Here is a 26,527-nt window from a genome sequence, read left to right on the forward strand (position 1 = left end):
CGGCTCGGATCGTCACCGGCGCGGCATACGCCACGCGGTAGTTGCGAAAACGGGCAAGGCTCCCGGTTTGGGGACCAGACGGGCTCAGTCGCGCTGAAGGACGGCGATGGTCTCGAAGTGGTGCGTGTGCGGGAACATGTCCAGGGCGCTCATGGCGGCCAGCCGATAGCCGCTGCCCAGGAAGGCGCCCAGGTCGCGTGCCAGTGCCGCCGGATCACAGGCGACCATGACGACTCGACGCGGGTTCAATGCGGCCACGGCCTGGATTATTCCGCGGCCGGCACCCTGCCGGGGCGGGTCGAGGACGACGACGTCGGCGCCGTCCCCGCCGGAGGGTCCGCCCGTTCCGAAGCGGCCCAGTTGCGCCACCGCTGCCGGGGTGACGCGCCCGGCGGTCAGCTCGGCGCCGGCGTACTCATGCAGGGTGCGGCGGGCGTCTGCGACCGCCCGGCCACTGCCCTCCAGCGAGCGCACCGCGCCGGTGAGCGCAACCAGCGGCAAGGTGAACAGGCCCGCGCCGGAGTACAGCTCGAGGACGCGGGCGCCGGCCATCCGGGCGGCGTCCAGCGGGCCGTCGCCGGGGCGGGTGCCGGAGGCGGTCGGTTCCTCTGCGAGCGCGCCGCGCACCACCCGGTCGACGAGCACCGTCGGGGCCTCCCGGTGGGCCTGCCAGAAGCCGGTGGCATGCACGGAGTAGTGCAGCTCTCCCAGGCCCAGGCCGGCGGCGTCCACGACCTCGGCGACGCGTCGGCGGCCAGTGGCCCGGCCGGTCGCGGTCAGCACGGTCAGAGCCCGGCTGCTCCGACCGCCGTCCTCCAGGAGGACCAGCGGCTCGCCTGCGGAGGGAGCGACGGCGTCGACGCGCATGCCCGGGCGGAAGTGCTTGCGCCACAGGGCGCGCTCGGTCAGACCGAGGTCCTGGATGGCGCCGACCGCCAGGGGCAACTCGTGCACGGGCAAGACGGTGCCGCTGCGGAATCCGTGCATGCCGGCCTCGCCGGACTCGGTTACCGCCAGGGAGATACGGGTGCGGGTGCCGGTGCCGGCGCGGGCACGCACCCGGGGGTCCGGGTCGGCCTCGGCGGCCGCCTCCCCCGGCATGGGCTCGACCGGAACGGCTCCGCCCTCGGCTCCCGGCAGGGCGGAGACGGCCTCGACCACGGGCGCTCCCCCAATACGGCGCAGACAGTCCGCCAGCACCCACCGCTTCCAGGTGCGCTGGGCGGGCAGGGCCACGTGGGACAGCTCGCCGCCCCCCACTCCCCCGGGCCCGGCCTCCGCCCAGACCGGGCGCACCCGGTCCGGCGAGGCGGACAGGATCTCGACGGCGTCGGCCCGCCAGATCTTGGCGTTCTTCTCCGTCATCACCGCCCGCACCTGCTCCCCGGGCAGGGCGTGGCGGACGAAGACGATGCGCCCGGAGGGATCGTCGACGGGGCGGGCGATGCAGTGTCCGCCGTGGGCGGGGGCGCCGACGGCGAGGGTCACGTACTCGGGCGTCGCCGGTACCGGGGCCGGCGGGCGGGGCGGGGCGCTGCGGCGATGCGGGCTCATGCATTCTCCTGCGTCTCGGGCGGGTGGGGGGACTCCTGGGCCTGTGAGGGGATGAGGCGACGGTCCTCGGCGCTCCGGGTGGCGACGTCGACGTCCGCGATGCCACTGGGGGCGGCCACTCGCAGACCGTGGTGAATGTGGTTCTGGCCGGGCGGTCCCAGCTGCCAGGGCACCGAGGCGACCACCACGCCGGGCGTGAACAGCAGTGCGGTCTTCAGGCGCAGCGCGGTCTGGTTGTGCAGGGCCTGCTCCCACCAGTGGCGCACCAGGTACTCGGGCAGGAAGACGACTACCAGGTCGCGGGGGGAGTCTCGCCGCACGCTGCGCACGTAGGAGACGACGGGGCGGGTGATGTCGCGCAGCGGGGAGTCGAGCACCGTCAGCGGCACGGGCAGCTCGGCGTCCTCCCAGTCATCCAGGAGCCGTTTGGCGCCGCCGTCGCCGATATCGACCGTAACCGCCTCGATGGACGTCGGCTGGGTGGACAGCGCGTAGGTCAGGGCCCGCAGGGTGGGACGGTGCAGGCTGGAGGCCAGGACGATTGCGTGCACGTGAGCGGGCAGCAGCCGCGCATCGTGGATATCCTTGATGGCGATCTCCTCGCCGACGCGCAGATAGTGGCTGCGGATGCCGTGCATCACCAGGTAGAGCGCCGCCATGACGGTCAGGACGATCCAGGCGCCGTGGGTGAGCTTGGTCAGCAGCACAATTAGCAGCACGGTCCCGGTGCCGGCGACCCCAATGCCATTGACGATCCGCGAGCGCCGCATGCGGCGGCGTCTGGCGGGGTCGGTGGCGGTGGACAGCTCCCGGTTCCAGTGGCGCACCATGCCGATCTGGGAGAGTGTGAAGGAGATGAACACGCCCACGACGTACAGCTGGATCAACCGACTGGTGCTGGCCTGGAAGCCGACTACGAAGGCGACGGCGACGGCCCACAGCACGATGATGCCGCCCGAGTGGACCAGACGATCACCGCGCTGGGAGAGCTGGCGGGGCAGGAACTCGTCCCGGCCGAGCACGCCGACCAGCGCGGGGAAGCCGTTGAAGGCCGTATTCGCGGCCAGCACCAGGATGAGGCCGGTGAAGACGGTCACCAGGTAGAACATGAGTGGGAGGCGGGCGAACACGGTGGCGGCGATCTGCCCTATCACCGGATCCTGACGGTATCCCTCGCCCAGCGGCACCCCGTGGTCGAGCAGCTCGGTGGCGGGGTTCTCTACCAGGTGGACGCCGACGGCGCCGGCCAGGTGCACCACGCTCAACAGCATGGCAGCCGCGATACCGCCGAGCAGCAGCAGGGTCGTGGCGGCATTCTTGGCCTTGGGCCGTCGCAGGCCGGGCACGCCGTTGGAGATGGAGTCAACGCCGGTCAGGGCTACGCATCCGGAGGAGAAGGCCCGCAGGATGAGGAAGCCGCCGGCCAGGCCCGTCAGTCCCTGGTCCCAGCCGGCCTGGGCGACGACCTCGTAGGAGGCGGAGGGAGCCCGCCCGAGGGTGCCGGTCAGCTCCTGGACGAAGCCGACCACGGCCATGATTCCGACGGCCCCCATGTACAGATAGGTGGGCAGGGCGAGCAGGCGCCCCGACTCGCGGCCGCCACGCAGGTTGAGCAGCGCCAGCGCCGTGACGATGCCGACCGCGATCTCCACCTTGTGGGCGGCCAGCGCGGGGATGACGGCAACCAGGTAACCGGTGCCGGAGGCGATGGACACGGCAACGGTGAGCACGTAGTCGCAAAGCAGGGCGGAGGCGACCAGCAGACCGGCACGGCGGCCCAGGTTGGTGGAGACCACCTCGTAGTCGCCGCCGCCGGAGGGGTAGGCGTGGACGGTCTGCCGGTAGGAGGCGACCACCACGACCAGCACGCCGACGACGGCCAGCGCGATCCAGGGCGACACGGCGGTGGCGGCCACCCCCGCCGCCGTCAGGGTGAGGAGGATCTCGTCCGGGGCGTAACCGACGCTTGAGAGCGCGCCGGAGGCGAACACGGGCAGGGCGATCCGTTTGGGGAGGAGGGTCTCGCCCCGGGCCCGGCTGGGCACCGGGCGGCCGACGAGGAGCCGCTTGAAGCGGTCGGCGAAGTCACGCACGGACGACGATGCTACGTCCCCCTCCTGCTCGGGCCAAGCCTTCCGCCCGGCTGATGACGGAGTACCGTTCATCCCGTGCACTTCGTCATCATGGGCTGCGGCCGGGTGGGCGCCTCCATGGCCTCCCAGCTGGACCGCATGGGTCATTCGGTGGCCATCATCGACCGGAACTCGGACGCGTTTCGGCGCCTGCCGACCACATTCAACGGCCGCAAGGTCAAGGGCATCGGTTTCGACCGGGACGCGCTGGAGCAGGCGGGCATCGACGAGGCCTATGCCTTCGCCGCCGTGTCAAACGGGGACAACTCCAACATCATCGCCGCGCGCGTGGCGCGGGAGCTGTTCGGCGTGGAGCACGTGGTGGCCCGCATCTACGACGCCACCCGCGCCGACGTCTACGAGCGGCTCGGCATCCCCACCGTGGCCACGGTGCGGCAAACGGCCGAGCACATGATGCGGCATCTGCTCCCCGGCGGGACGGCGCGGGAGTTCATGGACCCCTCCGGCGCGGTGGGGCTGGTTCAGCCCGACGTGTCGGCCGCCTGGGTCGGCACCACGGTCGGCGCCCTGGAGGAGCGCCTCGGGGTGCGAGTCGCCTGGCTCTCGCGCGGCTCGGGAGCGGTGATCCCACAGGCGGGCACCATCATCCAGGAGCACGACCGGCTGCACCTGGCCGCGGCCACGGAGCAGCTGGCGGCCGTGCGACGCGCCCTGTCCCGCCCGCCCGCACAGGAGGTTTGACCATGAAGATCCTCATTGCCGGAGCCGGCTCGGTGGGGCGGTCGATCGCCCGCGAGCTCATCAGCCACGGTCACCACGTCACCCTGGTGGACCGCGCCCCCGACGCCATGCGCATCGCCTCCGTGCCGGAGGCGGACTGGCAGCTGGCGGACGCCTGCGACATGGGGGCCCTGGCCGACGCGGGTGCCGGCGACTGCGACGTCGTCGTGTCGGCCACCGGGGATGACAAGGTCAACCTCGTGGTCTCCCTGCTGGCCAAGACCGAGTACGGGGTGCCGCGCACGGTGGCGCGGGTGAACAATCCGAAGAACGAGTGGTTGTTCGACGACACCTGGGGGGTGGACGTGGCCGTCTCCACTCCGCGGATCATGACGGCGCTGGTGGAGGAGGCGGTCAGCGTCGGTTCGCTGGTGCCCGTGTTCACCTTCCACCAGTCCGGTGCGCTGATGCACGAGCTCACGCTGCCGGACGACTCCCCCGTGATCGGCGAGTTGGTCAGCGCGGTGGAGCTGCCGCCGCACACGGTGCTGACCGCGATCCTGCGCGACTTCCGGCCCATCCGGCCCGGCCGGGACGACCGCTTCGAGCGGGGCGACGAGCTGCTGTTCCTCACCGCCCAGGCGGGCGAGGCGGCGCTGGCGGAGGTGCCGGCGATCTTCACCGCAGGCACCGAGCCGGCCTCCGCTAGTTCCCGGGAGGGGACGCCGGAGCCTGCCTGAGGGTCGGGTTGATGACCAGCCACACGAACCACAGGGTGAGGGCGAACAGGGGCACCCCGAGCAGGAGCCGGGCGACGCCGAGGGCGCCCACTGCCGCCTCTCCGGCCAGGTACAGGGGCAGTTCCACCACCAGCCGTAGGGCGAACATGGCGGCCAGGATGGCGGTGCCGACCGCGTAGCGGCGGGTTGCGGCGCCATTCCGGTCGCCGCGGCCGGTTCCGGACGCGGCATGCCAGGCGTCCAGCAGGAGGCCTACCAGGGGACGGCGCAGCAGAAGCGAGCCGCCGGTGGCCGCCAGCCACACGGCGTTGATGACCAGGCCGGTGGCGTAGAAGTTCGTGGCGTTTCCGGAGCGCCACGCCCACAGGGCGCTGACAGCGGCCAGGGCGGCGCCGCCGAGTACCTGGGTCAGCGGCTGGCGGCCGAGCAGCCGGGCGAAAAGAGCCAGGGCGCTGACCGCCAGGGAGGCGAGCAGCGCCGGCACCAGGGCGCTGGGGCGCAGGGCGAGCACGCAGACGAATACGAGCGTGGGGGCGGCGGACTCCAGGATGCCCCGCCAGCCGCCGACGGCCGCGGCGGCATCGAAGCGGTCGGCGTCGAGGGCACCCAGCCCGCCGCGGGAGGGCGCCGCCGTGCCGGTCTGCTCGTTCATGTCTCCTCCCCGAGGAGTTCGTACAAGGGGTTGTAGATGCTGGGGCGGGTGCGGCCGGCCACCACCATGCCCTCGGCGCACAGCTGCGTACCCGGCTTGATGCCGGCTATGGTGCGCCGACCGATCCAGATCAGGTCCACCGCGCCGGTGCCGTCGTAGAGCTGGCCGACCAGCGTCGGCTTGGCGGACGCCGGCCGGTAGGTGACCGCGCGCAGCACCCCGGACACGCGGGCGCGTTCTCGGGGCACCAGGTCCTTGATCGGGGTGCTGCCGCACCGGGGGGCGGAGACCTCCACGTCGTCGCCGCCCGCGCCCTCACGTGCGGCGCGCAGGGAACGCAGGCGGGCGCCCAGACGTTCCTTGAGTCTGTCCCCGCCGCGCCGGTTCATCGCACCTCGGCGATGGTCGGTCCGGGCCGCAGCGGATCCAGGCCCGGCAGCTCCTCCACCTCGGGGGCGACGGTCGCGCCCGGCTCGTGCAGCGGCAGGATCTCCCGCGGGGGGCGGGCAACGCCGTCGCGCACAACCACGGTGTTGGCGAAGACCTCGCGCAGTTGGCGGGCGGCGTCGGCGTCGGTGGCGGCGCGTCCCTGGAGGACGCCGCGCAGGAACCAACGCGGGCCGTCGACGCCGATGAAGCGGGCGGCCACGGTACCCGCGCGTCCCTCGGGGGTGCGCACCGGCACCTGGGCCAGGATCTCGGTGCCGTAGTCGCCGTCGACCAGCTCATAGGTGGCCTTGGCGCGGGTCAGCTCGGCGGCGATGTCGGCGCGCAGGTCGTCCCAGATCCCGGCGGTGCGGGGGGCGGCGAAGGCACGCAGCTCCAGGGTGGAGCCGCCCAGGATGAGGACGACGGCGGAGGCCTGGGCGCCCCGGCCGGCACGCTCCATGCGGATCTGCATGCCGTCGACGGCGGGCACGCGCAGGGCGCCCAGGTCGATGCGGCCGGCGGGCGCGGTTCCGGCGGGAACGTCGTCTGCGTCCCAGGGGCCGCTGCCGGGCTCCTCCGGCTGTTCCGGAGCGAGCTCCTCCTGATCCGTGTCGGCGGCCTCGGCGTCGTCACGGTGACGGCGGGAGAACAGGCCCATGAGGTTCTCCTCTCAGTTGGTGTCCGGTCGATTGTCCGCCCGTGTGAGGCGGGCGGTGGTCAGTCGGTTGTCAGCCGGCGCAGTCCGTGCACACCGGCAGGCCGGTATTGTCGTCAACGTAGGCGAGGGAGCTGCGGTGGTGAACCAGGAAGCACTCCGAGCAGGTGAACTCGTCCTCGAGCTGAGGGACGACGTGCACGCTCAGCTCCTCCCGGGACAGGTCGGCTCCGGGGAGTTCGAAGCCCTCGGCGACTTCGTTCTCATCCTCCTCAATCGCCTCCGAGGACTGATCCTTCTGACGAGCGGTGAGCTCCTCGATCGAGTCGGCTTCGGGCTCGTCGTCGTTCTTGCGCGGGGCGTCGTAGTCGGTTGCCATGGCCTCGTCACTTTCTCTCGCGGACGGCTCTCGCTGGGGCTCTCGGCAGCGGCGGGCACTGCCGGGGACGGTGAACGTCCTGATCGACGAACGCGCGCCGCCCCTCCGAGCTAGGGCACGCGCACCATAGCACCACGCAGGGTCGGCGGGAACCGCCTGGTCAGGCCTTAGGCGACGGCTGTGGGCGAACAGCGCTGAGCTCGTGTGTGCCACGCGGCCCCGCCTCCCGGACACGGGGCGGTATAGGTGGCACGCTGAGGCATGTGCCAGCCCGCCCGCCTCGGGTTGCACGAGGGACTGTTAAGGAGGCCCACGTCCATGGTCGAGCTTGAGCTGTTGGGTGCCAACGGCGACACCATCGTCATGACCGACGCACGCGGTGAGCGCTACAGCATCGTCGTCGACGACGCACTGCGCGCCGCCGTGCGACGTGCACGCCCCGCAGCCCTCTCCCCCACTCCGGAGCCCCCCGCCCCCGGCACGGCCGTCCGCCCCCGGGAGCTGCAGGCGCTGATGCGCGCCGGCGCCAGCGCGGAGGAGGTCGCCTCGGCGACGGGTCTGGACGTCGAGCACGTGCGCCGCTTCGAGGGTCCGGTCATTGCCGAGCGCCTGTGGGCGGTGCAGCAGGCACAGGCCTGCCGGATCGGCTGGGAGAAGGACTCCCCCGTCCTGGGCGAGCTGGCCGTGGACCGGCTGGCGACGCGGGGCGTGGAGCCGAGCAGCCTGGAATGGGACGCGCTGCGGGAGGGCCGGGAGCCGTGGCAGATCGTGCTGACCTTCGTGCAGGGCGCGGAGGCGAAGCAGGCGCACTGGGAACTGGATCTGACAGCGCGCTCCGTGTCTGCCCTGGATGACGAGGCCCGCTGGCTGACGGAGGCGGGCAGCGGGCGCCGTCCCACCGTCTTCGACCAGGACTCCGCGGCGCCCGGCGCCTCCTCGGCGACGGTCCCGGCCTCGCCCCCGCCCACTCCCGACGCCGCAGCGGGCGGGGATGCCCCGCATGCTACGGCGGCGGACTCCACCGACGCCCTGCTGGCCGACCTGGCCTCCAGCCGTGGCCGACGCATGGAGGTGGTGTCCCCCGACGCGGAGGACACCATCCCCGAGGAGGCCACCCCGGCGCAGGGGCAGGCGCAGGTGGTGTCCATGTCGGAGCGGCGCCGCGCCCACACCGGCAACCATCCCGCCGGCAGCCGGCTGCGCACCGCACCGTCGCCCGCCCCGGCACACGACAGCCACGATGACGGGCCCGACGATGCCGACGGCACCCAGGAGGCGCTGCCGGAGATGCCCGCGGCGCCCGCCCCCAGGCCCAAGCGGCGCGCGCGCCGCTCCGTGCCCTCCTGGGACGAGATCGTCTTCGGCTCCAAGCCGGAGTAGCCGCGCGCACGCCACCGGCGTACAGGGTCGGTTCGAGCTCAGGGTCAGGCGCGGGCGGCCAGCAGCGGCACCGTCATTTCGGCGTCGGTGAGCGAGCCGTGCACGCCCGGCATGGCGATTGCGCCGGCGGAGTGGACGCGCGGGTCGACCACCACCCAGTTGTCGGCCATGGCCACCAGCACGTCCCCCAGGACGCTGTCTGCGCGCGCCCCGATGGGACCGATGCGGGCGGCGGCCTGCGCACGGGTACCCACCCACAAGACCCGCTCCCCCAGCACCTCCCGCCAGCGGGCGGCGACCGCGGCGGCTGCCTCCGGGTCGGAGTGCGGCACGTACAGCTGGCTGAAGCGTGGCTCTCCGGCCACCGCGACGACGTCACGGGCCAGCTCGGGGTACTCGGTCAGGTCGATGCGGTGGGCGGGGTCGGTGTCGACCATGCCGTGGTCGGCGGTCAGCAGCACGCGGGTGCCGGCGGGGACGCGGCGCAGCAGCTCGGCCATGGCCGCGTCCAGGCGCTCGAGCTGCTCCAGCCAGTGCTTCGAGCGCCAGCCGTGGCGGTGGCCGGCATGGTCGAGCTCGCCGACGTACAGGTACACCAGGGGCACGCCGCGCCTCAGGGCGTCGGCGGCCAGGCCGGGCCGGTCCTCCATGCGGTCCGCACCCAGGTGGTGGGCGCCGCGCAGGGCCGCCTCGGTCAGGCCGGAGCCGGCGAAGCGCGCCGGGCCGATGGTGACGGCCGGCGGCGTCTGGTCCGCCGCGGCGTCGGGAGGGGAGGAGATCCGCTCGAAGATGGTGGGCACGTCCTGCCAGCGGCGCGGGTCGGGGGCGCGGCCCTCCCAGGTGATCAGGCACAGGTTCTGGGTGGCGTCCGGGGTCGTGTCGGCGGGCAGATCGCGGCCCAGGCGCGGGTTGAGCACGCAGTAGCCGACCATGCCGGTGGCCCCGGGCAGCGCGCCGGTGCCGAGTGTGGTCAGGGCCGCGGCGGTCGTGGAGGGCACGCAGGTGTGGGCGCTGCCCCCGCCCGGGGCGGAGGCGGCGTCGGCCAGCCAGGCGCGCAGGGTGGGGGCGTGTCCGCGGCGTTCCTGGAGCTGGCACAGCCCGAGCCCGTCCACGAGGACGACGACGACCCCGTCCGGGTCTGCGGCGTCGTCGGCACCGCGCAGGCCCCATTCGGCTGCGGTGGCACGGGCCTCGGCGGCGGTGATGGCCCCGGCGGGCCCGTCCCGCAGCGTGAGCCCGGCGCCGACGGCGGCGGCCGCCAGGACCTGCCGCAGGTGCGGGGCGCTCATGCGTCCGCCGCGGCCCGGGCGGTGGCGGCCGACAGGACGCGGGCGAAGTGCTCGGCGCGGGCGAGCGCCTCATCGCCCTCGACCCCGGCGGCCACGCGCACCACGATGTCGTCGGGGACGGAGACGCCGGTCAATCCGTGGTCGGCCTGGCAGTCGGGGTCGGAGCATGCGGCCGGTTCGAGGTCGATGCGGCGCACGGAGCCCCAGGACAGGGCGATGGTCATCTCCGTCAGTCGGCCCCCGTCGGCGGCCGGCTCGGACACGCCGCGCGTGAGACCCACGGACTTGATCCGGGAGACGGGCACGGCCTCGCTGGTGGCCAGCGCCCCGGGCAGGCCGTCCTCGCGGGGTGCGTCGTCGACGTGCACAATGATCAGGCGGGTAGGGGTCAGGGCGAGCACCGTCAGGTGCCGCCGGACGGCGTCGTCGAACACGGTCTCGGCCTGGACCAGGTCTACGAGCACCTCCTCCCCCGCGGTGGCGACGTCGAGGGTGCCGAGCACGAGTTCGGGGTAGTAGCCGGCCCGAGTGACCTCGTCGACCAGCGACGTAGGGGTGGGGACCTCGTCCCCGGGGCGAGCCTGCGCAGTCCACGTCATGGGGCAGATCATGCCATCGTTCCCGTCACCCCCGGGTGTCGTTGCCCCGTTGGCGAAGCCCCTCCGGGACACAATGCGACCATGCCGAAGTCCGCCCCGCCGACGCCGCCGCCCACCGACCATCTCATCGTGGAGCAGGACCTGCCCACGGAGATGCGCAGCTCCTTCCTGGAGTACGCCTACTCGGTCATCTACGCACGGGCCCTGCCGGATGCCCGGGATGGGCTCAAGCCGGTACAGCGGCGCATCCTGTTCCAGATGGACCGTATGGGGCTGCGCCCGGACCGCCCGCACGTGAAGTCCTCCCGCGTCGTCGGCGACGTCATGGGGCGGTTGCACCCGCACGGGGACGTGGCCATCTATGAGGCGCTGGTGCGGCTGGCGCAGCCCTTCACCATGCGGCTGCCGCTGGTGGACGGGCACGGCAACTTCGGCTCCCTGGACGACGGCCCGGCCGCGCCCCGCTACACGGAGGCCCGCCTGGCCGCCCCCGCGCTGGCGCTGACGGCGGACATCGACGAGGACACGGTCGACTTCGCGCCCAACTACGACTACACCCTGACCGAGCCGGAGGTGCTGCCGGCGGCCTTCCCGAACCTGCTGGTCAACGGCGCCTCGGGCATCGCGGTGGGCATGGCCACCAACATGCCGCCGCACAACCTCATTGAGGTGGTCGCCGCAGCCCGGCACCTGCTGGCGCATCCGGACGCCACCCTGGAGGACCTGATGGCCTTCGTGCCCGGACCGGACCTGCCTGCGGGCGGCATGATCGTGGGCCTGGACGGGATCCGGGAGGCCTACCGCACCGGTCGCGGCAAGTTCTCCACGCGCGCCACCGCCCGCATTGAGAACATCACCGCCCGCAAGAAGGGCATTGTGGTCACCGAGCTGCCCTACCTGGTGGGGCCGGAGAAGGTGATCGCCCGCATTAAGGAGACGGTGGCCTCCAAGAAGCTGCAGGGCATCACCGATGTGGCGGACCTGACCGACCGCAAGCACGGCACCCGCCTGGTGATCGGGGTCAAGAACGGCTACAACCCCGAGGCGGTGCTGGCGCAGCTGTACCGGTACACGCCGCTGGAGGACTCCTTCGGCATCAACAACGTGTGCCTGGTTGACGGCCAGCCGCGCACACTGGGCCTGCGCGAGCTGCTGGACGTCTTCGTCCGCCACCGCCTGACGGTGGTGGAGCGGCGCACCCGCTTCCGCCTGGGCAAGCGGCGCGAGCGGCAGCACCTGGTCGAGGGACTGCTGATCGCGATCGTCGACATCGACGAGGTCATTCAGGTGATCCGCTCCAGCGAGGACGCGGCCACGGCCCGGCGGCGCCTGATGCAGGTCTTCGACCTGTCCGAACCGCAGGCGAACTACATCCTGGAGCTGCAGCTGCGGCGGCTTACCAAGTACTCCGTGATCGAGCTGGAGAAGGAGCGCGACGAGCTGGCGGCCGAGATCGCCGAGCTGGAGGCGATCCTGAACGACGAGTCGCTGCTGCGGGCCACCGTGTCCCGCGAGCTGGCGGCGGTGGCGGAGGAGTTCGGCACCCCGCGGCGCACGGTGCTGCTGGAGGCGGCGGGCACGGGAGCGGGGGCGCTGGGCGGCGGTGTGGGTGCGCCCGGGGGCGCCGGTGCGGGCGCCTCCCAGGCCATGCGCCAGGCCGCTGCGGTGAGCCTGATGGCCGGTGCCGGGCAGGTGCCGCTGACGGTGCCGGATGATCCGTGCCGGGTGCTGCTGTCGGCAACCGGCCTGGTGGCTCGCGTCGGCGGGGCGGAGCCGGTGCCGCGCTCGGGCGGTCGGCAGCGTCATGACGCCCTCATCTCCCAGGTGGCGACGACGGCGCGCGGGCACGTCGGTGCAGTGACCGACACCGGTCGGCTGGTGCGCATGGAGGTGCTGTCCACCCCGGAGGTGCCGCGGCTGGAGGGGGCGCCGTCGCTCGCCGGCGGCCAGCCGGCGCGGCTGCTGGCGGATGTTGAGCCGGACGAGCGGATCGTGGGCCTGGTGCCGATCGGCGCCCCCGGCGATGACTCGGGCACCCCGATTGTGCTGGCCACGGCCGGCGGCGTGATCAAACGCGTCAAGCCGGGCAGCGAGCCCAAGCACGGGGATGCCTGGGAGGTCATCTCGCTGGCCGACGGCGACCGGGTGGTCTTCGCCGGGGTGGCGGCAGATTCGGACATGCTGGTGCTGGTGACCTCCGACGCCCGCCTGCTGCGCTTCGAGGCGTCCAAGGTGCGCCCGCAGGGACGTGGCGCCGGTGGCATGGCGGGGGTCGCCCTGCGCGAGGGCGCCCGTGTGGTGGCCGGGGCGGCGGTGCCCATCGACCTGCTGGCCGAGGCCGTGGTGGTGACGGTGGCGGACGGCGCGGGCGCGCTTCCCGGAACCGGCTCCGGCAGCGTCAAGGTCACTCCCCTGGACCGGTACCCGGCCAAGGGCAGGGCGACCGGGGGCGTGCGCGCCCAGCGCTTCCTGCGCGGTGAGGACGAGCTGGTGCTCGCCTGGGCGGGGGTCGGCCCGGCCCGCGCCGTGGGCAGCGGGGGGCAGCCCGTCGACCTGCCGGAGGCCGACGAACGCCGGGACGCCTCCGGCGCCCCCCTGTCGGCACCGATCACCGGGATCGGCTGAGGCCTCAGTTCACAGCGTCGTCGGCCATACGCCATGCATACGCCATACGCGCCGTCTCACAGGCTCTCCGGGCTGCGCAGCCAGTCGGCGTCGGCGGGGCGCAGGCCGGTGTAGCCGTGGTCGCGCACGCGTGCGGCGGCGAGAATGCCGATCACGGTTGAGGGGTTGTGCAGCAGGCCGCGCATGACCGCCTCCACGGCGTCGTCGAAGCGCACCCAGGTGGGCTCGAACTCCGCCTCCTCGGCCTCGCGGACCGTCCGCGCCTCCTCCGGCAGCAGGGTCAGCTCGCGGGCGAGGAAGGTGCGCGCCCCCTCGGTGGTGAAGCCGGGAGAGGCGTAGGAGTCGACCAGCACGTCCCAGCGCGCCGCCATGTAGTCGGTTTCCTCGGCCAGCTCGCGCTGCGCGGCAACCAACGGCTGCTCCCCCGGCACGTCCAGCAGCCCGGCGGGGATCTCCCACAGCATGGCCCGCACGGGGTGGCGGTACTGGCGCACCATGAGGATCTCCGCCGCGGCATCCGCCTGCGAGGAGTCGCTCCCCTCCCGCAGCGCCACGATGTTCACGGCGTCGTGGTGGGCGACCGTCTGGCGCCGTACCGGAGCGAGCCCGTCGGCGAGGACCACGGCATCGTCGTCCACCGTGAAGATCGGCCCCGACCACGCGCGCTCATGGCTGACGACGCGGCGCGTCAGGTCGTGGACATCCCTGAGCCGGCTCGGCTGATTCACTGGTTTCTCTCCTTCGGTTCAGATCATTTCAGCGGTGAACGACGACGGCTTCCAACTGGGCGGCCAGGTCGCCACCGTCCGGCAGCCGCTCGGCCGCACGCCGGGCACGTTCCCGCACGCGGTCGCGGGCCTCGGCGTCTCTCATCAGCCCGGTGATCGCGTCCGCGAGTGCCTGCGGCTGCGGGGGCACCAGAATGGCGCCCCCACGGGCGGTGGCGGCGGTGCCGCCGACATCGGTGGCGACGATTGCGGCGCCCGCCTGCAGGGCCTCCTGGAGGGTGATCGGCTGCCCCTCCCAAAGGCTGGTCTGCACGACGACGTCGGCGGCCTCCATCAGCGCGGGCACGTCCTCCCGCCGCCCCACCAGGTTGACCGGCAGCGACTCGGCACGGATCCTCGCCTCGGCGGCGGCCCGGCCGGGCCCCTCACCGGCAACCGCCCAGGCCAGGTCCGTGCCCCTCCCGGAGCCATCCGCGGCCTGAGCGGCCACCAGCGCCGCAGTGTCCAGCAGCAGCTCCAGGCCCTTCTGGGGCGCCAGCCGGGCGACGGTGAGCAGGCGCGTGGACGCGCCTCGCCAGGCCGATTCGACGGAGGAGGCGCGGGGGGCCAGGTTCCGGTCGTCTCGCCTCGGCGCGGGTATGACGGCGAGGTCGACCCGCTGCGCCCCGCGGCTGCGTTGGCGCTCGGCCAGGTCCGGGCTGACCGCGAGGATGTGGTCGGCGCGCGTGGCCACCAGCTGCTCCAACCGCTCGCCGACGGCGGTAGTCAGGCGGCCGCCCACCGGCTGGTTGTGAATGGTGACCACCAGGCGGGCGCGGCCCGGGCGGCGCCGGCCCAGGGCCAGAGCGGCCAGCGCCCCGGCACGCAGCCCGTGGGCGTGGACGACGTCGGCGCGCCTCCCGAGCCGGCGCAGCCGGGCGACCACGGCGCCGTCACCGGGCGTCGGGCGGGCACCGATCGTGAGTGATTCGGTGCGAGCCTGGCCGAAGTCGGCTCCGGCGAGCACGTCTGCCGGGGCCTCCACAATCACGTCGTGCCCCGCGCCGGCCAGGATCCGGGCGCACTCGGCCACGTGCGCGCGCATGCCGCCGGCGGCGCTGCCCGATACCTCCAGTATGCGCAGGCGGTCCGGGCACGCATCCGCCCCGCTAACGGATGCGGCCCGCTTTGAGTCTTCGGCATGCGACCGGGTCATTTCCACTCCTGTGCCTCGTGCTCGTCCGCGGCGGCGCGGTCGTCGACGCCGGGCCGCGCGGGACGCCGCCGCAGAGCCGCCGGTATTTCCCGGTCCACCGCGCAGATGGCGGCCAGCGTCGCGGCGGCGGTCAGTATCGCCCCGACACCGGCCACCGTCATCGCGCCGACCACGGTTCCCGCCTGGCGGCTGAGCCAGTTGCAGGCCGCGCCGGCCGCGGCGGCAACGGGCAGCGTCGCCGCCAGGATCTGCGCCGTCGGTGCCAGCACCCGTGTTCCCATGCGGCACGCCAGCGCCGCCAGCAGGCCGACGCCCGCCACGCACATGCCTGCGGTCGTCCCCAGGGCCAGCCCCTTGAGGGTGGCCACCCCGTCGCCGCCGTGCGGTGCCAGCAGGCTCACCGCCGCCCAGGACGCCAGGGCGACCGTCACCCAGCCGGCGGCTGCGGCCAGGGCGGCGCCACGGGCCCGGTCGGCGGCGTACAGCGCGCGGGTGACCTGGTAGATCAGCGCATAGCCCACCAACCCCGGGGCCAGCAGGGCCAGGGACGCGCCCATGCCGGCGACGTCGGCCAGCAGGGAGAAGAAGCGCTCGGCGCCGTCGGCGGCCGCCAACAGCATGCCGCCCCCGGCCACCGCCACACCCGTTACCAGCGCGGTGGAGCGGGCGGTGAGCCGGCGCGCATCATCGCCGTCACGGGTGAAGGCGGCGGCCAGCCGGGGGTAGACGACGGTGGCGACCGGCACCACCAGCACGGCGTAGGGCAGCACGTAGACGGCCTGCGTGTACTGGTAGACGGCGACGGTGCCGGTGCTTCCCCCGGCGCGGGCGAGTGCCAGCACCGCCAGGACGCTGACCTGCTGCGCGACCAGCGTCCACACCCCGGCGCCGCCCAGGCGCAGCGCCTTCGCCGCGGTGCCGCGGCCCAGGCGCAGGGTGGGTCGCAGCCGGATCCCCAGCCGGTGCGCGGGCCACAGCAGGGGCAGGGACAGCGCGGCCACCCCCGCGGTCGTGCCCCAGCCGAGCACCTGCAGCGCCACCGGTGAGGCCGTCTCCGCTCCGGCGGCGAGTGCACCGTACACGGCGTAGGTGGCCATGACCACCAGACTGGACAGGACGGGCGTGAGCGCCGGCCAGGTGAAGCGGCCGTGGGCCTGCAGCACGCCGGTGAGCACCACGCCGATGCCGTACAGGGGGACCTGCGCCGCGAACATGCGCAGGAAGGCCGCCACCAAGCCGCGCTGAAGCTCCGGGTCCACGCCCTGGGAGACGGGGAACCAGCCGGCTATGGGCCGGGCGCACAGGGCCAGGACGAGCGCGAGCGGAGTGAGCACCAGGAGCACCAGCGCGAGCAGCGCGGAGGTCGTGCGGGAGACCTCACCGTCACGGCCGGCGCTGACCGGGCCGGCCAGCAGCGGCACCACGGTCGCGGCCAGCGCCCCGCCCACCACCACCTCGTACAGGACGTTGGGGACTTGGTTGGCGGTGGCGTAGGCGCCGGCGACGGTGCCGGCCCCGACGGTGGTGGCCTGCACGATCCAGCGCAGGAAGCCGAGCGCACGCGAGACCAGGGTGAGCCCGGCCACTCCCCCGGCGGCCCCCAGGACTGCATGTCCACCGCCGGAGGGAGCGCCGGAACGGGCGGAGTCTGAGCCTGCGGACACGTTGGTCACGGCGGTCGGGCGGGTCACGGGGCGCGGCGCCCGAGGCGGTCGACGGCGGACAGGAGCGGGTGGTTCTCGATCACGCGGGTGAAGGAGATCCTCTCGCTGGCAAGCACGAGCCCCGTCCCGGTGATGCCGGCCGCGGCACGCAGCGGGCGGCTGGGGTGGGCGGCCAGGGCGGCTCCCACCAGGGCGCCCAGCGCGTTGGCGCCGGTGTCGCCGAGCATGGTGGTCTCCCCCAGATCCTCGGGCAGGGCCGCGGCGGCCGCCCCTAGGGCACCGGCGGCAAGGGCGCGGCTGGCCGCAGACTCCGGGCGCCGGTCGGCCAGCAGCGGCGCCGAGGCCAGGACCGCCGCCTTCAGGGCCCGGCCGGGACGCAGGTCCAGCAGGTTGTGGAGGTTGGCCCAGGAGGCGATGACCACGGCGCCGGTGGCGGCGTCGGCGACGGCCCGCGCCGCGCCGTCGTGCCGCCGGGCGTGGGCGAGCAGCCCCCCGGCGACCAGGGCGCCGCCGCCGATCACGGCCACCTTGAGCGCGCCGGTGGTGACGTGCCCGCGGCGCAGCGCCGCCAGATGGCCCTTCAGGCCCTTGGCGGGCACGGCGCCGTCATGGGCGCCGGCGTCGAGATCGTCGACCAGGCCCGCCGTGCCCGCGGCCGTGACCGCCGTGACGGCGGCGATCGCGGCGGCGCCGACGGGCTCGCCCGCGTGGTACCGGAACCCTCCTGCGCAGGCGCCCGCGGCGGTAGCGCCGGCGGCCACGCCCACGCCACCGCGCAGGCTGACGGTGCGGCCGTGGAAATTAGTACGCTCAAGCCGTCGCGACCCGGCGCCAGCCCGCCCCAGGGCGGCCGCTACCGCCGCCGTGGTGAGCAGAGAGGCGGCGGCAGTCGCAACCGGGCCGGGTGCGGGGCCGCTGGTCGTCGGCACGGTCGGCGTCATGGCTGCAAGCGTAGTCGGCGTCAGTTGGCCACGGGCGGGATGATGGCGTCGGCACCGTCGTCGAATCCATAGCTGCCGACGGTGCCCGCGGCCGTGGCGGCGAGCGCGAGGGGGACGGATACGGCGGCGGTGGCCTGGCCGACCGAGTCCACCGTGGTTACCGGGGCCTTGGCGGCACGCAGCGCCGAGACCACGTCCGCCTTCGCGTCGGCTGACCCGACGACAACGGTCGTGGCCTTAGAGGCGAGGCCGGTCAGCGCGGAGGTCCAGGCGGCGGCGTCCTGCTCGGGAGTGGCCGCAGCGGTCGGTTCGCTCCCATCCGAAGCGGCCACCGTCCTTGGGCCGACGACGACGATCATGCTGGCGGGCCCGGATGGCTGCGCGTCCACGGTCACCAGCGGCGTGTCGGATGCGGTGAGCAGCTCCATGAGGGCGGTGGCGTTGTCCCCCTCGGTGGTCAGCGCGGTGGCCAGCCCCTGCCCGAGGATGGCGTTGCCGTCCGCGGCGACGGCGTCGAGGTAGGGGGAGAACTGGCCGGAATAGGTCGAGCGGAAGGAGTCGCGGGCGGTCTCGGCCCAGGCGGTGGTCAGGTTGACACGGCCGGTGACGGTGGCGCCGGCGGTCTCGATCTCGGTGACGACGGAGTCGATATCGCCGCTCTCGGCGTCGGGCATCACGACGACGGCCACGCGCTGGTCCTTCAGCCTGCCGGGCAGCAGGGAGTCGGCGGCGGCAACGATGTACTCGTCGCGCTCGTTCACCGCCGTCTCGGTCTGCTCCAGGCGGGTCTGGAGGTCGTTGCGGTCGGCCCGCAGAGAGGTGACCTGGTCGTTCAGGGCCGTGCCGAGTGAGTTCTGCAGCGGCCCGGCTCCCAGGACGACCCCCACGGCGAGGGCGAGGAAGACGGAGATGAGCGAGACCAGGTGGTAGCGGAAATCGATCATGAAGGATCCTGCACTTGCTCAGACGGAGGGTTTGTTCGGGGTGAGTCCCACCAGGGACCGGAAGAAGTTGACCAGGTCGTCCCATACGGCGCCCGAGAGCCCGAGGAAGGTCTGTCCCCCGGGGGTGGCGGCGAGGGCGACCAGCAACGCGACCAGTCCCGCCAGCGCCAGCAGGCCCAGCTGCCAGCCGGAGATGCGCGCACGGTACAGCCGGGAGACGCCCTTGGCGTCGATGAGGCGCCCTCCGACCTTCAACCGGGTCAGGAAGGTGGAGGACATGCCGGCGCGCCCCTTGTCGAGGAACTCCAGCAGGGTGGCGTGCGTGCCCAGTGCGACGATGAGCTCGGCGCCGGCCTCGTCGGCGATCAGCATGGCGATGTCCTCGCTGGTGCCGGTGGCGGCGAACACGGTGTGCTCCACGCCGAGGTCCTCAACGCGTTTGAGTCCGGGGGCGCGCCCGTCGCGGTAGGCGTGGACGATGATCTCGGCGCCGGACTCCAGCGCCTTGTCGGATACGGAGTCCATGTCCCCAACGATCATGTCGGGTTTGAGCCCCGCCTCCAGGACCGCGTCCGCGCCGCCGTCCACACCGATGATGACGGGCTTGTACTCGCGGATATAGGGCTTGAGGGCCTTGAGGTCCTCCTTGTAGGAGTAGCCGCGCACCACGATGAGCACGTGCTTGCCGTTCATCGGCGTGCGGACGTCCGGCATCCCGACGCCGTTGAGGAGCAGGTCGCGTTCACCGCGCATGTACTCCATGGTGTTGGCGGCGAAGGCCTCGAGCTGGACCGACAGTCCCTCCTTGGCGGCCTCCATGAGCGCGTCTATGCTCTCCCGGGTCTGGATGGTGCCCTCGGCGAGGATGCCGGAGTCGCTGCGCTTGCCGACGTCGGAATCGGCCTCCGCAGTGGCCGTCCTGCCGCTCCCCTGGCTGCGCCGATGCCCGGCGCGGCCCTCCACTTGCACACAGCCGGCGTGCTCGGAGTCGGGGTTGAGGTCTATGGTGACGTGCTGCCCGTCACGCAGCCGCATGATGTCCGGGCCGAGGTCGTCAATCAGCGGAATGCCGGCGTCGATGAGGATGCCCGGCCCCAGGTTCGGGTAGCGTCCGGACACCGACGGGGCCGCGTTCAGAACGGCCATCGGTTTGCACTCGACCAGGGCCTCCGCCGCCACCCGGTCGAGGTCGACGTGGTCGATCACGGCGATTTCACCGGGCTGGAGCCGTTTGGTGAGTTTCTTGGTGCGCGCGTCCACCCGGACCATGCCGCTGGGGCGGTCCGGCGCCGGCTGAGCCTGCTTGCGGAACAGAAACGGGAGCCTCACGACTGGGATTGTGCCACGTGGGCCTCGTCAATCAGCTCAGCGGCATGCCGAAGGGCGGCTTCGGAGTCCTCGTGTCCCGACAGCATCCGGGCCAGTTCCCGTATCCGGGAAGTGCCGGTCACGGTGACCACGCGGGTGCGTACAGCGGGCCGGTCCGGTTCATAATCCGGCGGCGTGTCTGGGAATTGGGCGTCGCCCGTGGTCCGCTCCTTGAGCACCACGAGCTGGGTGTCCGCCCATGCCGCCACCTGGGCGAGGTGAGTGACGACCACCACCTGGTGCCTGCGGGCGAGCCGTGCCAGGCGCCGTCCAATCTCCCTGGCGGCCCGGCCGCCTACGCCCGCGTCGATCTCATCGAAGATGAGGGTACGCCGGTGATGCATGGACTCCGCTGCCGGTTCTCCCTGCTCCGCACCGCCGGCCGCGGCGTCTGCGAGAACCACTTCCAGGGCCAGCATGATGCGGGACAGCTCGCCTCCGGAGGCCCCCTTGCCCAGTGGCAGCGCCGGCGCTCCGGGGTGGGAGACCAGCAGCAGGGCGACCGTCTCGGCGCCGGTGGGGCCGGGCTCGTCACGCGGTTGGAGGTCGACGACGAGCCGCGCCTCCTTCATCTCCAGCCCGGCCAGTTCGGCATTGACCGCATCCTGCAGCCGTTCGGCAAGGAGCCGCCGGGCGGCGGACAGCTCGGAGGCGAGAGCGCTCAGCTCGTCCTCCGCGGAGGCGAGGGCCGCGCTCAGGTCGGCGGCGGCGCCGTGGGGCCCCTCAAGCTCGTCCAGGCGGGCGGCGGCGGCCTCGCCCCAGGCGAGCAGGGCATCGACGTCGTCAAGCCGAGTATCGGGCCCGCCGATCTCCCGGCAGGCCCGGGCCAGCTCTCCACGGCGGTCCTGCACCCAGGCGAGGCGGGCCGGGTCGGCGTCAAGCGAGGCCAGGTACTCAGCCAGCTCGCCGGCCAGGTCCGCGCTGACAATCCCGAGTCGGTGCAGGCGTGCGGCCAGGGCCGTCAGGGCGGGGTCCACGTCGGCCACGTGGGACAGGGCCCGGTCGGCAGCGGCGATCAGTGCAGTCACATCCGGCACGTCGCCCGTACCCGCCTCCTCATCGCCGGCCAGGGCGGTGCGCGCCGTGGCGGCGGCGCGGCGCAGGTCTTCGGCGTGGTCCAGGCGCTCGGCCTCGACGGTCAGGGCGGCGTCCTCCCCCGGCTCGGGAGCGAGTTCCTCCAGCCGCCCCAGCCAGCGGCGCAGGTCCTCGGCCTCGGCGCGGCGGGCCTCGGCGCCGGCGTGCCACTGCTCCAGGGCGGCGGCCGCGGCGGTTCTGACCTGGTAGGCCTCGGCATAGCGACGGCACAGGGCAGCGTGGCTCGGCCCGCCGAGGCCGTCCAGGGCGGCGCGCTGAGCCGAGGCGGAGCGCAGGCGCAGCTGATCGGCCTGCCCGTGCACGGACACGAGGCGGGCGCCGACGTCGGCCAGCACCGTGGAGGGCACGGCCCGGCCGCCCAGGTGGGCGCGGGAACGGCCCGTTGCGGGCACGGTACGTGAGGCGAGCAGGAGGTCGTCGTCGAGCTCGGCCCCGGCTTCGGCGGCGCGAGCGGCGGCGCGGGAGGAGGGGGAGATGATGAACTCACCCTCCACCAGGGCGCGTTCAGAGCCGGTGCGGACGACGGCCGCCTCAGCGCGCTGCCCCAGTAGGAGTCCCAGGGAGGTGAGCACCATGGTCTTGCCGGCTCCGGTCTCCCCGGTCAGGGCAGTCAGTCCGGGGCTGAGCTGAAGATCAGCCGCCTCGATGACTCCCAGGTTCTCGATGTGCAGCGATTCGATCACTGCGTATCGCCGTCCCGGCCCGGCAGCGCGGCGGAGGCATCGGCGGTGCGCCACCCCTGGACGGGCAGGTCGAACTTGCGTACCAGCCGCGTGGCGAAGGGGGCGGTGTTCACTCGTGCCAGCCGCACCGGGCGCTGCGCACGGGTGACGCAGATGCGCGATCCGGTCGGCGCGTCGAGGCAGCGGCGCCCGTCGCACCACACCTCCGCGCCGCCGAAGCCGGCGTGGTAGATGACCACCTCCAGGCGCGAATCGGGGCCCACCACCAGCGGGCGGGTGAACAGGGCGTGCGCGGACAGCGGTACCAGCAGCAGCGCCTCTACCTCGGGCCAGATGACGGGGCCTCCGCCGGAGTAGGCATAAGCGGTGGAGCCGGTGGGTGTGGCCATGACCAGCCCGTCGCAGCCGAAGGAGGACACCGCCTGACCGTCCACTCCGACGGCCACCTCGACCATGCGGGCCCGATCGCGCTTCTCCAGGGCCGCCTCGTTCAGTGCCCAGTCCCGGGTCACCGAGCCGTCGGGGGCGCGCACCTCCACGTCGATGGTCATGCGGGTGTCCACGACGTACCTGCCTGCCACCAGGTCGGCGACGACCTGCTCGACGGCGTCTGGATCGGCCTCGGCGAGGAAACCGACATGGCCGGTGTTGATACCGAGCAGCGGCACGTCGCGATCACGAGCAACCTCGCTGGCACGCAGGATGGTGCCGTCTCCTCCCAGGACCAGCACCAGGTCGACGTCACCCTCGAATCCGGGTTCAACCGGCTCCACGCCGTGGGAGCGCAGGGCCGCCTGCGCGCGGGCGACCGCGGTGGCGGTCGGTGCCGCCTTGCGGTGGGGAGGCACCGGCTTGTCGTTGAGATCGCGTTGGAGGACCATGACGCGTCGAAGCCGCGGCTGGGGGCTTTGGCTCGAGCGCGTACCCGCCCCGGTGATTTCAGGAGTGGTCCCGGAGATGGTTCCGGTGCTCATGTCCGCCTCCTTCCGTGCGACGTCTGCGCCGGCTGCGCCCGGCCGGTCCTGCCGCCACGGCGCGATGCGCCTCGTCCTGAAGCGCCGCGCCGGTCAGATCCGTCGGCGAGCCGGCCTGTCCGGCATGCATGTTCACAAAGTACTCGACATTCCCGGCCGGCCCGGGCAGCGGCGACGCGGTGACCGCATCAATGCCCAGCCCCAGGCCATGGGCGCACTCGCACACGGTCAGCACAGACTCGACGTGCAATTCTGGGTCACGGACCACTCCCCCGTGCCCGAGGCGCTGTTTGCCGACCTCGAATTGGGGCTTGACCATCAGCAGCAGGTCGGCGTCGGCGGCGGCCGCACCGACCAGCGCCGGCAGCACGGTGGTCAGGGAGATGAAGGACAGGTCGCCTACGATGAGTTCAGGCGCAGGGGCGACCGCCTCGGGATCGAGCGTGCGCACGTTTGTTCGCTCCAGCACGGTTACCCGTGGATCGGTCCGCAGGGACCAGGCGAGCTGTCCGTAGCCGACGTCGACGGCAACGACGTGGGCCGCACCGCGGCGCAGGAGCACATCGGTGAAGCCGCCGGTGGAGGCTCCGGCGTCCAGGCAGCGGCGGCCCTCGATTCGCGGGGCCAGGCCGCGCTCCGCGAGGGCGTCTAGCGCGCCCGCCAGCTTGTGGGCGCCGCGGGAGACGTAGTCGTCCGCTTCCGGGGCAATGATCTCGATGGCCTGTGCGGGGTTCACCTGGCGCGCAGGTTTGATCACCACCACGCCGTCGAGGGTGACCCGGCCATCGCCGATGAGGCGGGCGGCATGTGCCCGCGAATGCGCCAGTCCACGGCGGACCAGCTCGGAGTCGATACGGATGAGTCGTGCCATGCAGTGGGCTTCGGTGACGGTGTCAGTTCTGGGTCTGACGCAGCCGGGAGGCGAGCGTCTCATGGATGGAGGCGAGCTCCACCGCGCGCTCCTCGAGTGGTAGGGCGGCGGCCGCCTCGAGCCGCGTCGTCAGGTCCAAGGCGGGGGCGGACGCGGCTGCGGGTGTCCGTTGCGGTACGGGTCGCGGAACCGGTCGGGGGGTGCTGGTCATAGAGCTGCTCGGATCAGACGTTGTTCTCTTGGGAGCCGACGTGAAGCTCGGGCACGTTCAAGTCATCTGCGCGGCCGCCGTGAGCATCGGCGTAGTCCCAGAATGCGCAGGCGAGGGCGCGATACGCGTCCAGGCTCACCGCGGCGGACGCCGTGTCGAGGAATCCGACTCCCTGGCCCTCCGCACCCGCCGCGGTTACCCGCCAGCGCTCGTCACCGACCTGCCACCAGGAATCGCCGTCGCTGGTGGTACGCCGGGGCTCGGGGTGAGGCTGCAGCAGACCGCGCAGGTCCGTGTGCAGGAAGGTGGGCCGTTCCTCGGGGGTGGCCAGCAATACGTCGCGGGCGGTGCTGACGCCGGTAAGCACGTGTAGACCGGGAATATCCGCCGCCCGGGCGCCGACGTGGTCGGTGTTGAGCCGGTCGCCGATGGCGAGGGGCCTGGCTCCCCCGGCGCGGCGCAGAGCCCGCTGGTAGATACCCGGGAAGGGCTTGCCCCCTGCCAGCGGCTTGCGCCCGGAGGCGTTGGCGACCGCGGCGACCAGGCTGCCGTTGCCGAGCGCGAAACCGCGTTCGGTGGGCAGGGTGGCGTCCAGGTTAGTGGCTACATGCAGGGCGCCGTTCGCAATCGCATACAGCCCCTCGGACATCATGGCCCAGTCCACGGCGGGATCCCAGCCCTGCACGACGGCCGCCGGAGCATCCTCCGCAGAGGCCACGACGGCGAATCCCTCGTCCGTCAGCGCCTGCCGCAGCCCGTCCCCGCCGATGACGAACACCGGAGCGCCGTCGGGCAAGTGCTCATGAAGCAGCGCCGCAGCGTCCATTGCGGCGGAGAAGACCTCGCCCGGGGAGGCGACGATGTCGTTGTCAGCAAGTTTGTCCACCACCGCCTGCGGGGCACGGGAAGCGTTGTTCGTCACGAAGACCAGGTGCATCCCTAACTCGCGTGCCCCATTGGCTCCTTCAGCCGCGTACGGCACCCTGGCGTCGCCCGCGAAGCACACGCCATCGAGGTCCAGGAGGGCGACGTCGTAGGCGGCCGCCAGTGGCCGCTCACTGCCACGCAGGAAAGCCGCAGCACGGCTATCAGAGCTTCCGGAACGAAGGTGGTGCGGAGTCCCCATCATGCTGCGCTCAGTCTCCGGTGGTCCCACCGGCAGCGGCCACATCTGCCGCCTCCTGATCCGGGGAGCCGCCGTCCACGTGCCCAGCCGAATCCAAGTCACCCGACGCGTCCGTCTCGTTCTCCGACTCCGAATCAACCGCCGCCGCGGCGGTAGCCTCCTCTTCGTCGTAGTCGTCCTCGATGTCGTATACCTCGACCTGCTCGGCAGGGGCGTCTTCCTCAGCCAGGCCAATGCGCGCGCGAATCTTCTCCGCCTCCTCGACGCGGCCGAGCTCCTCCAGGCGATCCGCACGTACCGAGTGCAGCCGCCTCAGGGTCTCCCGGTCACCCCGGAACATCATGATCGCCTCTTCAATGACGACCAGTCCGAGCTCGCTCTGCCCCATGTCGTGGCGCACACCCGAGACGACCATGGCGAGCTCGGCCTCTTCCTGGTCGTCCAGCTGCTTCGGGTCAGCCTGCTTGGCGACCTTCAGCGCCTGGCTGTAGCGACCCAGGGCGCGTTCACAATCGGCCTCGATCGCACGGTGCAAGTCCAAACCGGACAGTCGCCTGGCTGCGCGGATCTCCCGCAGCGCCTCGTTGTAATGGCCCGCCAGGTAGGCGGCAATGCCCGCCGACTCGCGCACCACTGCCACGCGCCCGGCGTGCGACGCCGCATATCGCGCATGCTGGTATGCCGACTCGGGATCCGAATCCAGCAGTCGCTGCACCATCACCAGGTGACGGGCGACGTTCTCGGCGTTGGCCCGTCCCAGCGCGCGCAGCTCGCGTCGCGCCGAAGCCTCCAGGTTCTGCGGCGCCACGTCCGCCGGGACCGGAGGCTCAGGCACGCGCGAACGCTGCGGAGGTCTTGACTCTGTTCCCCGGCGATGCGCGCCGGCTCCCCGCCCCCTGTGGGCGTCCTCACCGCGTCGGCCACCGCGCCGTTCGCGACCATCGGCCCCGCGCCGCCCCTCGTCTTCACGCGAACGGTACTCTCTGCGCCCGGAACCGCGCCCCGCGCCGAAGCCCGTCTGTTCCTCATCACGACGGCGGAATCCGTGCCGCTCCCCGCCATTACCGTGGCGACTCCCGGAGCCGGGACGCCCTTCACGCCTGTCGTACGCCATAGTTCTGCTTTCTTACTCGCCGACCAACCGTCAGGTGCTGGCTCAAGCCTACCTGGTGGCGGTTGTCGGGGGATGCGGGTGTTCTTGGGCCTGTATGCCGGTGCCAGGGTTCGGGTGCCACGGTGTGTTGGTGGTGGTTTTTGGTTTTGTTTGTGGTTGTGGGTGGGTGGGTGTGCCGGCGGTGTCCTACTCTCCCGCCCGCCTGTCGGGGGCAGTACCATTGGCGCTGGGGGGCTTAGCTTCCGGGTTCGGTATGGGTTCCGGGCGTGTGCTCCCCCGCTGTGACCACCGGCACGACCCACCCACCCACGACCACCACCCCCGCCTTCTCCTTGTTTTGGGGGGTGTGTGCCCGCCGCCGGCGCGCGCGCGTGTGGCGCGCCGGGGCGTGTGTGTTGTGCCCGCCCCCCCCGGGGGGCGCCCTGGGCTGTTGCTTCCCTGGCCCTGGTTGGGGGCCCGGGCGGTTCGGGGGGTGTGTGCTTGTCCCTGTGCTGTTGT

At 72.8% G+C, this 26,527-nt stretch carries 24 protein-coding genes and 1 rRNA gene; 4 read left to right on the forward strand and 21 right to left on the reverse strand.

The genetic code is table 11. The features are described from left to right. Positions 1-84 precede the first annotated feature (84 nt). Positions 85-1,554, reverse strand: a complete 1,470-nt coding sequence (locus BLR49_RS08555; RefSeq protein ID WP_092536409.1) for a class I SAM-dependent RNA methyltransferase — start codon at positions 1,552-1,554, stop codon at positions 85-87. After that, the gene (locus BLR49_RS08560; protein WP_092536412.1) at positions 1,551-3,647 is read right to left on the reverse strand and encodes an APC family permease; all 2,097 of its coding nucleotides are present in this window, start codon (positions 3,645-3,647) and stop codon (positions 1,551-1,553) included. The genes BLR49_RS08555 and BLR49_RS08560 overlap by 4 nt, the downstream gene beginning before the upstream one ends. Before the next feature lie 75 nt (positions 3,648-3,722). Between BLR49_RS08560 and BLR49_RS08565 the strand changes: the two genes are divergently transcribed. Next, positions 3,723-4,388 (forward strand): potassium channel family protein, encoded by a 666-nt coding sequence (locus BLR49_RS08565; protein WP_092536415.1) that lies wholly within the window; start codon positions 3,723-3,725, stop codon positions 4,386-4,388. Positions 4,389-4,390: 2 nt separating this feature from the next. Beyond that, the gene (locus tag BLR49_RS08570) at positions 4,391-5,107 is read left to right on the forward strand and encodes a potassium channel family protein (protein WP_092536418.1); all 717 of its coding nucleotides are present in this window, start codon (positions 4,391-4,393) and stop codon (positions 5,105-5,107) included. Here BLR49_RS08570 and BLR49_RS08575 read toward each other — a convergent pair. The 4 genes from BLR49_RS08575 to BLR49_RS08590 form a co-directional block, all read right to left on the reverse strand. Next, positions 5,073-5,759 carry a DUF3159 domain-containing protein gene (locus tag BLR49_RS08575; RefSeq protein ID WP_092536421.1) on the reverse strand — a complete coding sequence of 229 codons (687 nt, stop codon included), beginning with the start codon at positions 5,757-5,759 and terminating at the stop codon, positions 5,073-5,075. The two genes, BLR49_RS08570 and BLR49_RS08575, sit on opposite strands and share 35 nt — an antisense overlap. Beyond that, complete coding sequence (locus BLR49_RS08580) at positions 5,756-6,148, reverse strand: OB-fold nucleic acid binding domain-containing protein (RefSeq protein WP_092536424.1); 393 nt, start codon at positions 6,146-6,148, stop codon at positions 5,756-5,758. The genes BLR49_RS08575 and BLR49_RS08580 overlap by 4 nt, the downstream gene beginning before the upstream one ends. Further along, complete coding sequence (locus tag BLR49_RS08585; protein ID WP_092536427.1) at positions 6,145-6,846, reverse strand: DUF3710 domain-containing protein; 702 nt, start codon at positions 6,844-6,846, stop codon at positions 6,145-6,147. The genes BLR49_RS08580 and BLR49_RS08585 overlap by 4 nt, the downstream gene beginning before the upstream one ends. A gap of 70 nt (positions 6,847-6,916) precedes the next feature. After that, positions 6,917-7,222, reverse strand: coding sequence for a DUF4193 domain-containing protein (locus BLR49_RS08590; RefSeq protein ID WP_086615752.1), 306 nt, complete (start codon positions 7,220-7,222; stop codon positions 6,917-6,919). Between the two features lie 318 nt (positions 7,223-7,540). Here BLR49_RS08590 and sepH point away from each other — a divergent pair, with 318 nt between their 5' ends. Then, complete coding sequence (gene sepH / locus BLR49_RS08595) at positions 7,541-8,602, forward strand: septation protein SepH (RefSeq protein ID WP_092536430.1); 1,062 nt, start codon at positions 7,541-7,543, stop codon at positions 8,600-8,602. A gap of 44 nt (positions 8,603-8,646) precedes the next feature. Here the strand turns inward: sepH and BLR49_RS08600 are convergent, their stop codons facing one another. After that, entirely contained in the window at positions 8,647-9,891 is a 1,245-nt protein-coding gene (locus BLR49_RS08600) for an alkaline phosphatase family protein (RefSeq protein ID WP_092536432.1), read from the reverse strand. Further along, entirely contained in the window at positions 9,888-10,490 is a 603-nt protein-coding gene (locus BLR49_RS08605; RefSeq protein ID WP_092536435.1) for a DUF5998 family protein, read from the reverse strand. Before BLR49_RS08605 ends, BLR49_RS08600 begins: the two co-directional genes overlap by 4 nt. Before the next feature lie 81 nt (positions 10,491-10,571). Between BLR49_RS08605 and BLR49_RS08610 the strand changes: the two genes are divergently transcribed. Further along, on the forward strand, positions 10,572-13,115 hold the full coding sequence (locus BLR49_RS08610; protein ID WP_092536438.1) for a DNA gyrase/topoisomerase IV subunit A: 2,544 nt from the start codon (positions 10,572-10,574) through the stop codon (positions 13,113-13,115). Between the two features lie 56 nt (positions 13,116-13,171). Here the strand turns inward: BLR49_RS08610 and BLR49_RS08615 are convergent, their stop codons facing one another. From BLR49_RS08615 to rrf, 13 genes are all read right to left on the reverse strand, one after another. Beyond that, positions 13,172-13,843, reverse strand: coding sequence for an NUDIX domain-containing protein (locus BLR49_RS08615; protein WP_092536441.1), 672 nt, complete (start codon positions 13,841-13,843; stop codon positions 13,172-13,174). A gap of 28 nt (positions 13,844-13,871) precedes the next feature. Then, positions 13,872-15,038: a glycosyltransferase family 4 protein gene (locus BLR49_RS08620; RefSeq protein ID WP_092536444.1), complete on the reverse strand. Its 1,167-nt coding sequence runs from the start codon at positions 15,036-15,038 to the stop codon at positions 13,872-13,874. Continuing rightward, positions 15,035-16,729 (reverse strand): murein biosynthesis integral membrane protein MurJ, encoded by a 1,695-nt coding sequence (gene murJ, locus BLR49_RS08625; protein WP_425425764.1) that lies wholly within the window; start codon positions 16,727-16,729, stop codon positions 15,035-15,037. The genes BLR49_RS08620 and murJ overlap by 4 nt, the downstream gene beginning before the upstream one ends. Beyond that, a complete protein-coding gene (locus BLR49_RS08630; RefSeq protein WP_092536447.1) occupies positions 16,726-17,643 on the reverse strand; it encodes a hypothetical protein in 918 nt (305 codons plus the stop codon). Before BLR49_RS08630 ends, murJ begins: the two co-directional genes overlap by 4 nt. Before the next feature lie 20 nt (positions 17,644-17,663). Further along, positions 17,664-18,587 (reverse strand): copper transporter, encoded by a 924-nt coding sequence (locus tag BLR49_RS08635; protein WP_092536450.1) that lies wholly within the window; start codon positions 18,585-18,587, stop codon positions 17,664-17,666. Positions 18,588-18,605: 18 nt separating this feature from the next. Further along, on the reverse strand, positions 18,606-19,916 hold the full coding sequence (steA, locus tag BLR49_RS08640; RefSeq protein WP_092536454.1) for a putative cytokinetic ring protein SteA: 1,311 nt from the start codon (positions 19,914-19,916) through the stop codon (positions 18,606-18,608). Then, positions 19,913-21,733, reverse strand: a complete 1,821-nt coding sequence (recN, locus tag BLR49_RS08645) for a DNA repair protein RecN (RefSeq protein ID WP_092536456.1) — start codon at positions 21,731-21,733, stop codon at positions 19,913-19,915. The genes steA and recN overlap by 4 nt, the downstream gene beginning before the upstream one ends. Continuing rightward, positions 21,730-22,614 (reverse strand): NAD kinase, encoded by an 885-nt coding sequence (locus BLR49_RS08650; RefSeq protein ID WP_092536459.1) that lies wholly within the window; start codon positions 22,612-22,614, stop codon positions 21,730-21,732. The genes recN and BLR49_RS08650 overlap by 4 nt, the downstream gene beginning before the upstream one ends. 58 nt (positions 22,615-22,672) lie before the next feature. Next, a complete protein-coding gene (locus BLR49_RS08655) occupies positions 22,673-23,578 on the reverse strand; it encodes a TlyA family RNA methyltransferase (protein WP_092536462.1) in 906 nt (301 codons plus the stop codon). Positions 23,579-23,600: 22 nt separating this feature from the next. Beyond that, positions 23,601-23,789 carry a hypothetical protein gene (locus tag BLR49_RS08660; RefSeq protein WP_092536465.1) on the reverse strand — a complete coding sequence of 63 codons (189 nt, stop codon included), beginning with the start codon at positions 23,787-23,789 and terminating at the stop codon, positions 23,601-23,603. Between the two features lie 13 nt (positions 23,790-23,802). Then, complete coding sequence (locus BLR49_RS08665) at positions 23,803-24,915, reverse strand: HAD-IIA family hydrolase (protein WP_092536494.1); 1,113 nt, start codon at positions 24,913-24,915, stop codon at positions 23,803-23,805. Between the two features lie 10 nt (positions 24,916-24,925). Beyond that, positions 24,926-25,750, reverse strand: coding sequence for a hypothetical protein (locus tag BLR49_RS08670; protein ID WP_245690569.1), 825 nt, complete (start codon positions 25,748-25,750; stop codon positions 24,926-24,928). Positions 25,751-26,202: 452 nt separating this feature from the next. Next, positions 26,203-26,322, reverse strand: a 5S ribosomal RNA gene (gene rrf, locus BLR49_RS08675). Positions 26,323-26,527: the final 205 nt, after the last annotated feature.

It is taken from the genome of Actinomyces ruminicola, from assembly GCF_900103885.1.
Taxonomy (GTDB): domain Bacteria; phylum Actinomycetota; class Actinomycetes; order Actinomycetales; family Actinomycetaceae; genus Actinomyces; species Actinomyces ruminicola.

Bases quoted from the DNA above. Each gene is read 5' to 3' on its own strand.
- BLR49_RS08580 (WP_092536424.1), bottom strand. From the start codon at position 6,148: ATGAACCGGCGCGGCGGGGACAGACTCAAGGAACGTCTGGGCGCCCGC.
- sepH (WP_092536430.1), top strand. From the start codon at position 7,541: ATGGTCGAGCTTGAGCTGTTGGGTGCCAACGGCGACACCATCGTCATG.
- BLR49_RS08660 (WP_092536465.1), bottom strand. From the start codon at position 23,789: ATGACCAGCACCCCCCGACCGGTTCCGCGACCCGTACCGCAACGGACA.
- BLR49_RS08600 (WP_092536432.1), bottom strand. From the start codon at position 9,891: ATGAGCGCCCCGCACCTGCGGCAGGTCCTGGCGGCCGCCGCCGTCGGC.
- BLR49_RS08610 (WP_092536438.1), top strand. From the start codon at position 10,572: ATGCCGAAGTCCGCCCCGCCGACGCCGCCGCCCACCGACCATCTCATC.
- BLR49_RS08575 (WP_092536421.1), bottom strand. From the start codon at position 5,759: ATGAACGAGCAGACCGGCACGGCGGCGCCCTCCCGCGGCGGGCTGGGT.
- BLR49_RS08570 (WP_092536418.1), top strand. From the start codon at position 4,391: ATGAAGATCCTCATTGCCGGAGCCGGCTCGGTGGGGCGGTCGATCGCC.
- BLR49_RS08665 (WP_092536494.1), bottom strand. From the start codon at position 24,915: ATGGGGACTCCGCACCACCTTCGTTCCGGAAGCTCTGATAGCCGTGCT.
- BLR49_RS08630 (WP_092536447.1), bottom strand. From the start codon at position 17,643: ATGACGCCGACCGTGCCGACGACCAGCGGCCCCGCACCCGGCCCGGTT.
- BLR49_RS08605 (WP_092536435.1), bottom strand. From the start codon at position 10,490: ATGACGTGGACTGCGCAGGCTCGCCCCGGGGACGAGGTCCCCACCCCT.
- BLR49_RS08620 (WP_092536444.1), bottom strand. From the start codon at position 15,038: ATGACCCGGTCGCATGCCGAAGACTCAAAGCGGGCCGCATCCGTTAGC.
- BLR49_RS08655 (WP_092536462.1), bottom strand. From the start codon at position 23,578: ATGGCACGACTCATCCGTATCGACTCCGAGCTGGTCCGCCGTGGACTG.
- BLR49_RS08635 (WP_092536450.1), bottom strand. From the start codon at position 18,587: ATGATCGATTTCCGCTACCACCTGGTCTCGCTCATCTCCGTCTTCCTC.
- BLR49_RS08555 (WP_092536409.1), bottom strand. From the start codon at position 1,554: ATGAGCCCGCATCGCCGCAGCGCCCCGCCCCGCCCGCCGGCCCCGGTA.
- BLR49_RS08590 (WP_086615752.1), bottom strand. From the start codon at position 7,222: ATGGCAACCGACTACGACGCCCCGCGCAAGAACGACGACGAGCCCGAA.
- BLR49_RS08650 (WP_092536459.1), bottom strand. From the start codon at position 22,614: ATGGTCCTCCAACGCGATCTCAACGACAAGCCGGTGCCTCCCCACCGC.
- BLR49_RS08585 (WP_092536427.1), bottom strand. From the start codon at position 6,846: ATGGGCCTGTTCTCCCGCCGTCACCGTGACGACGCCGAGGCCGCCGAC.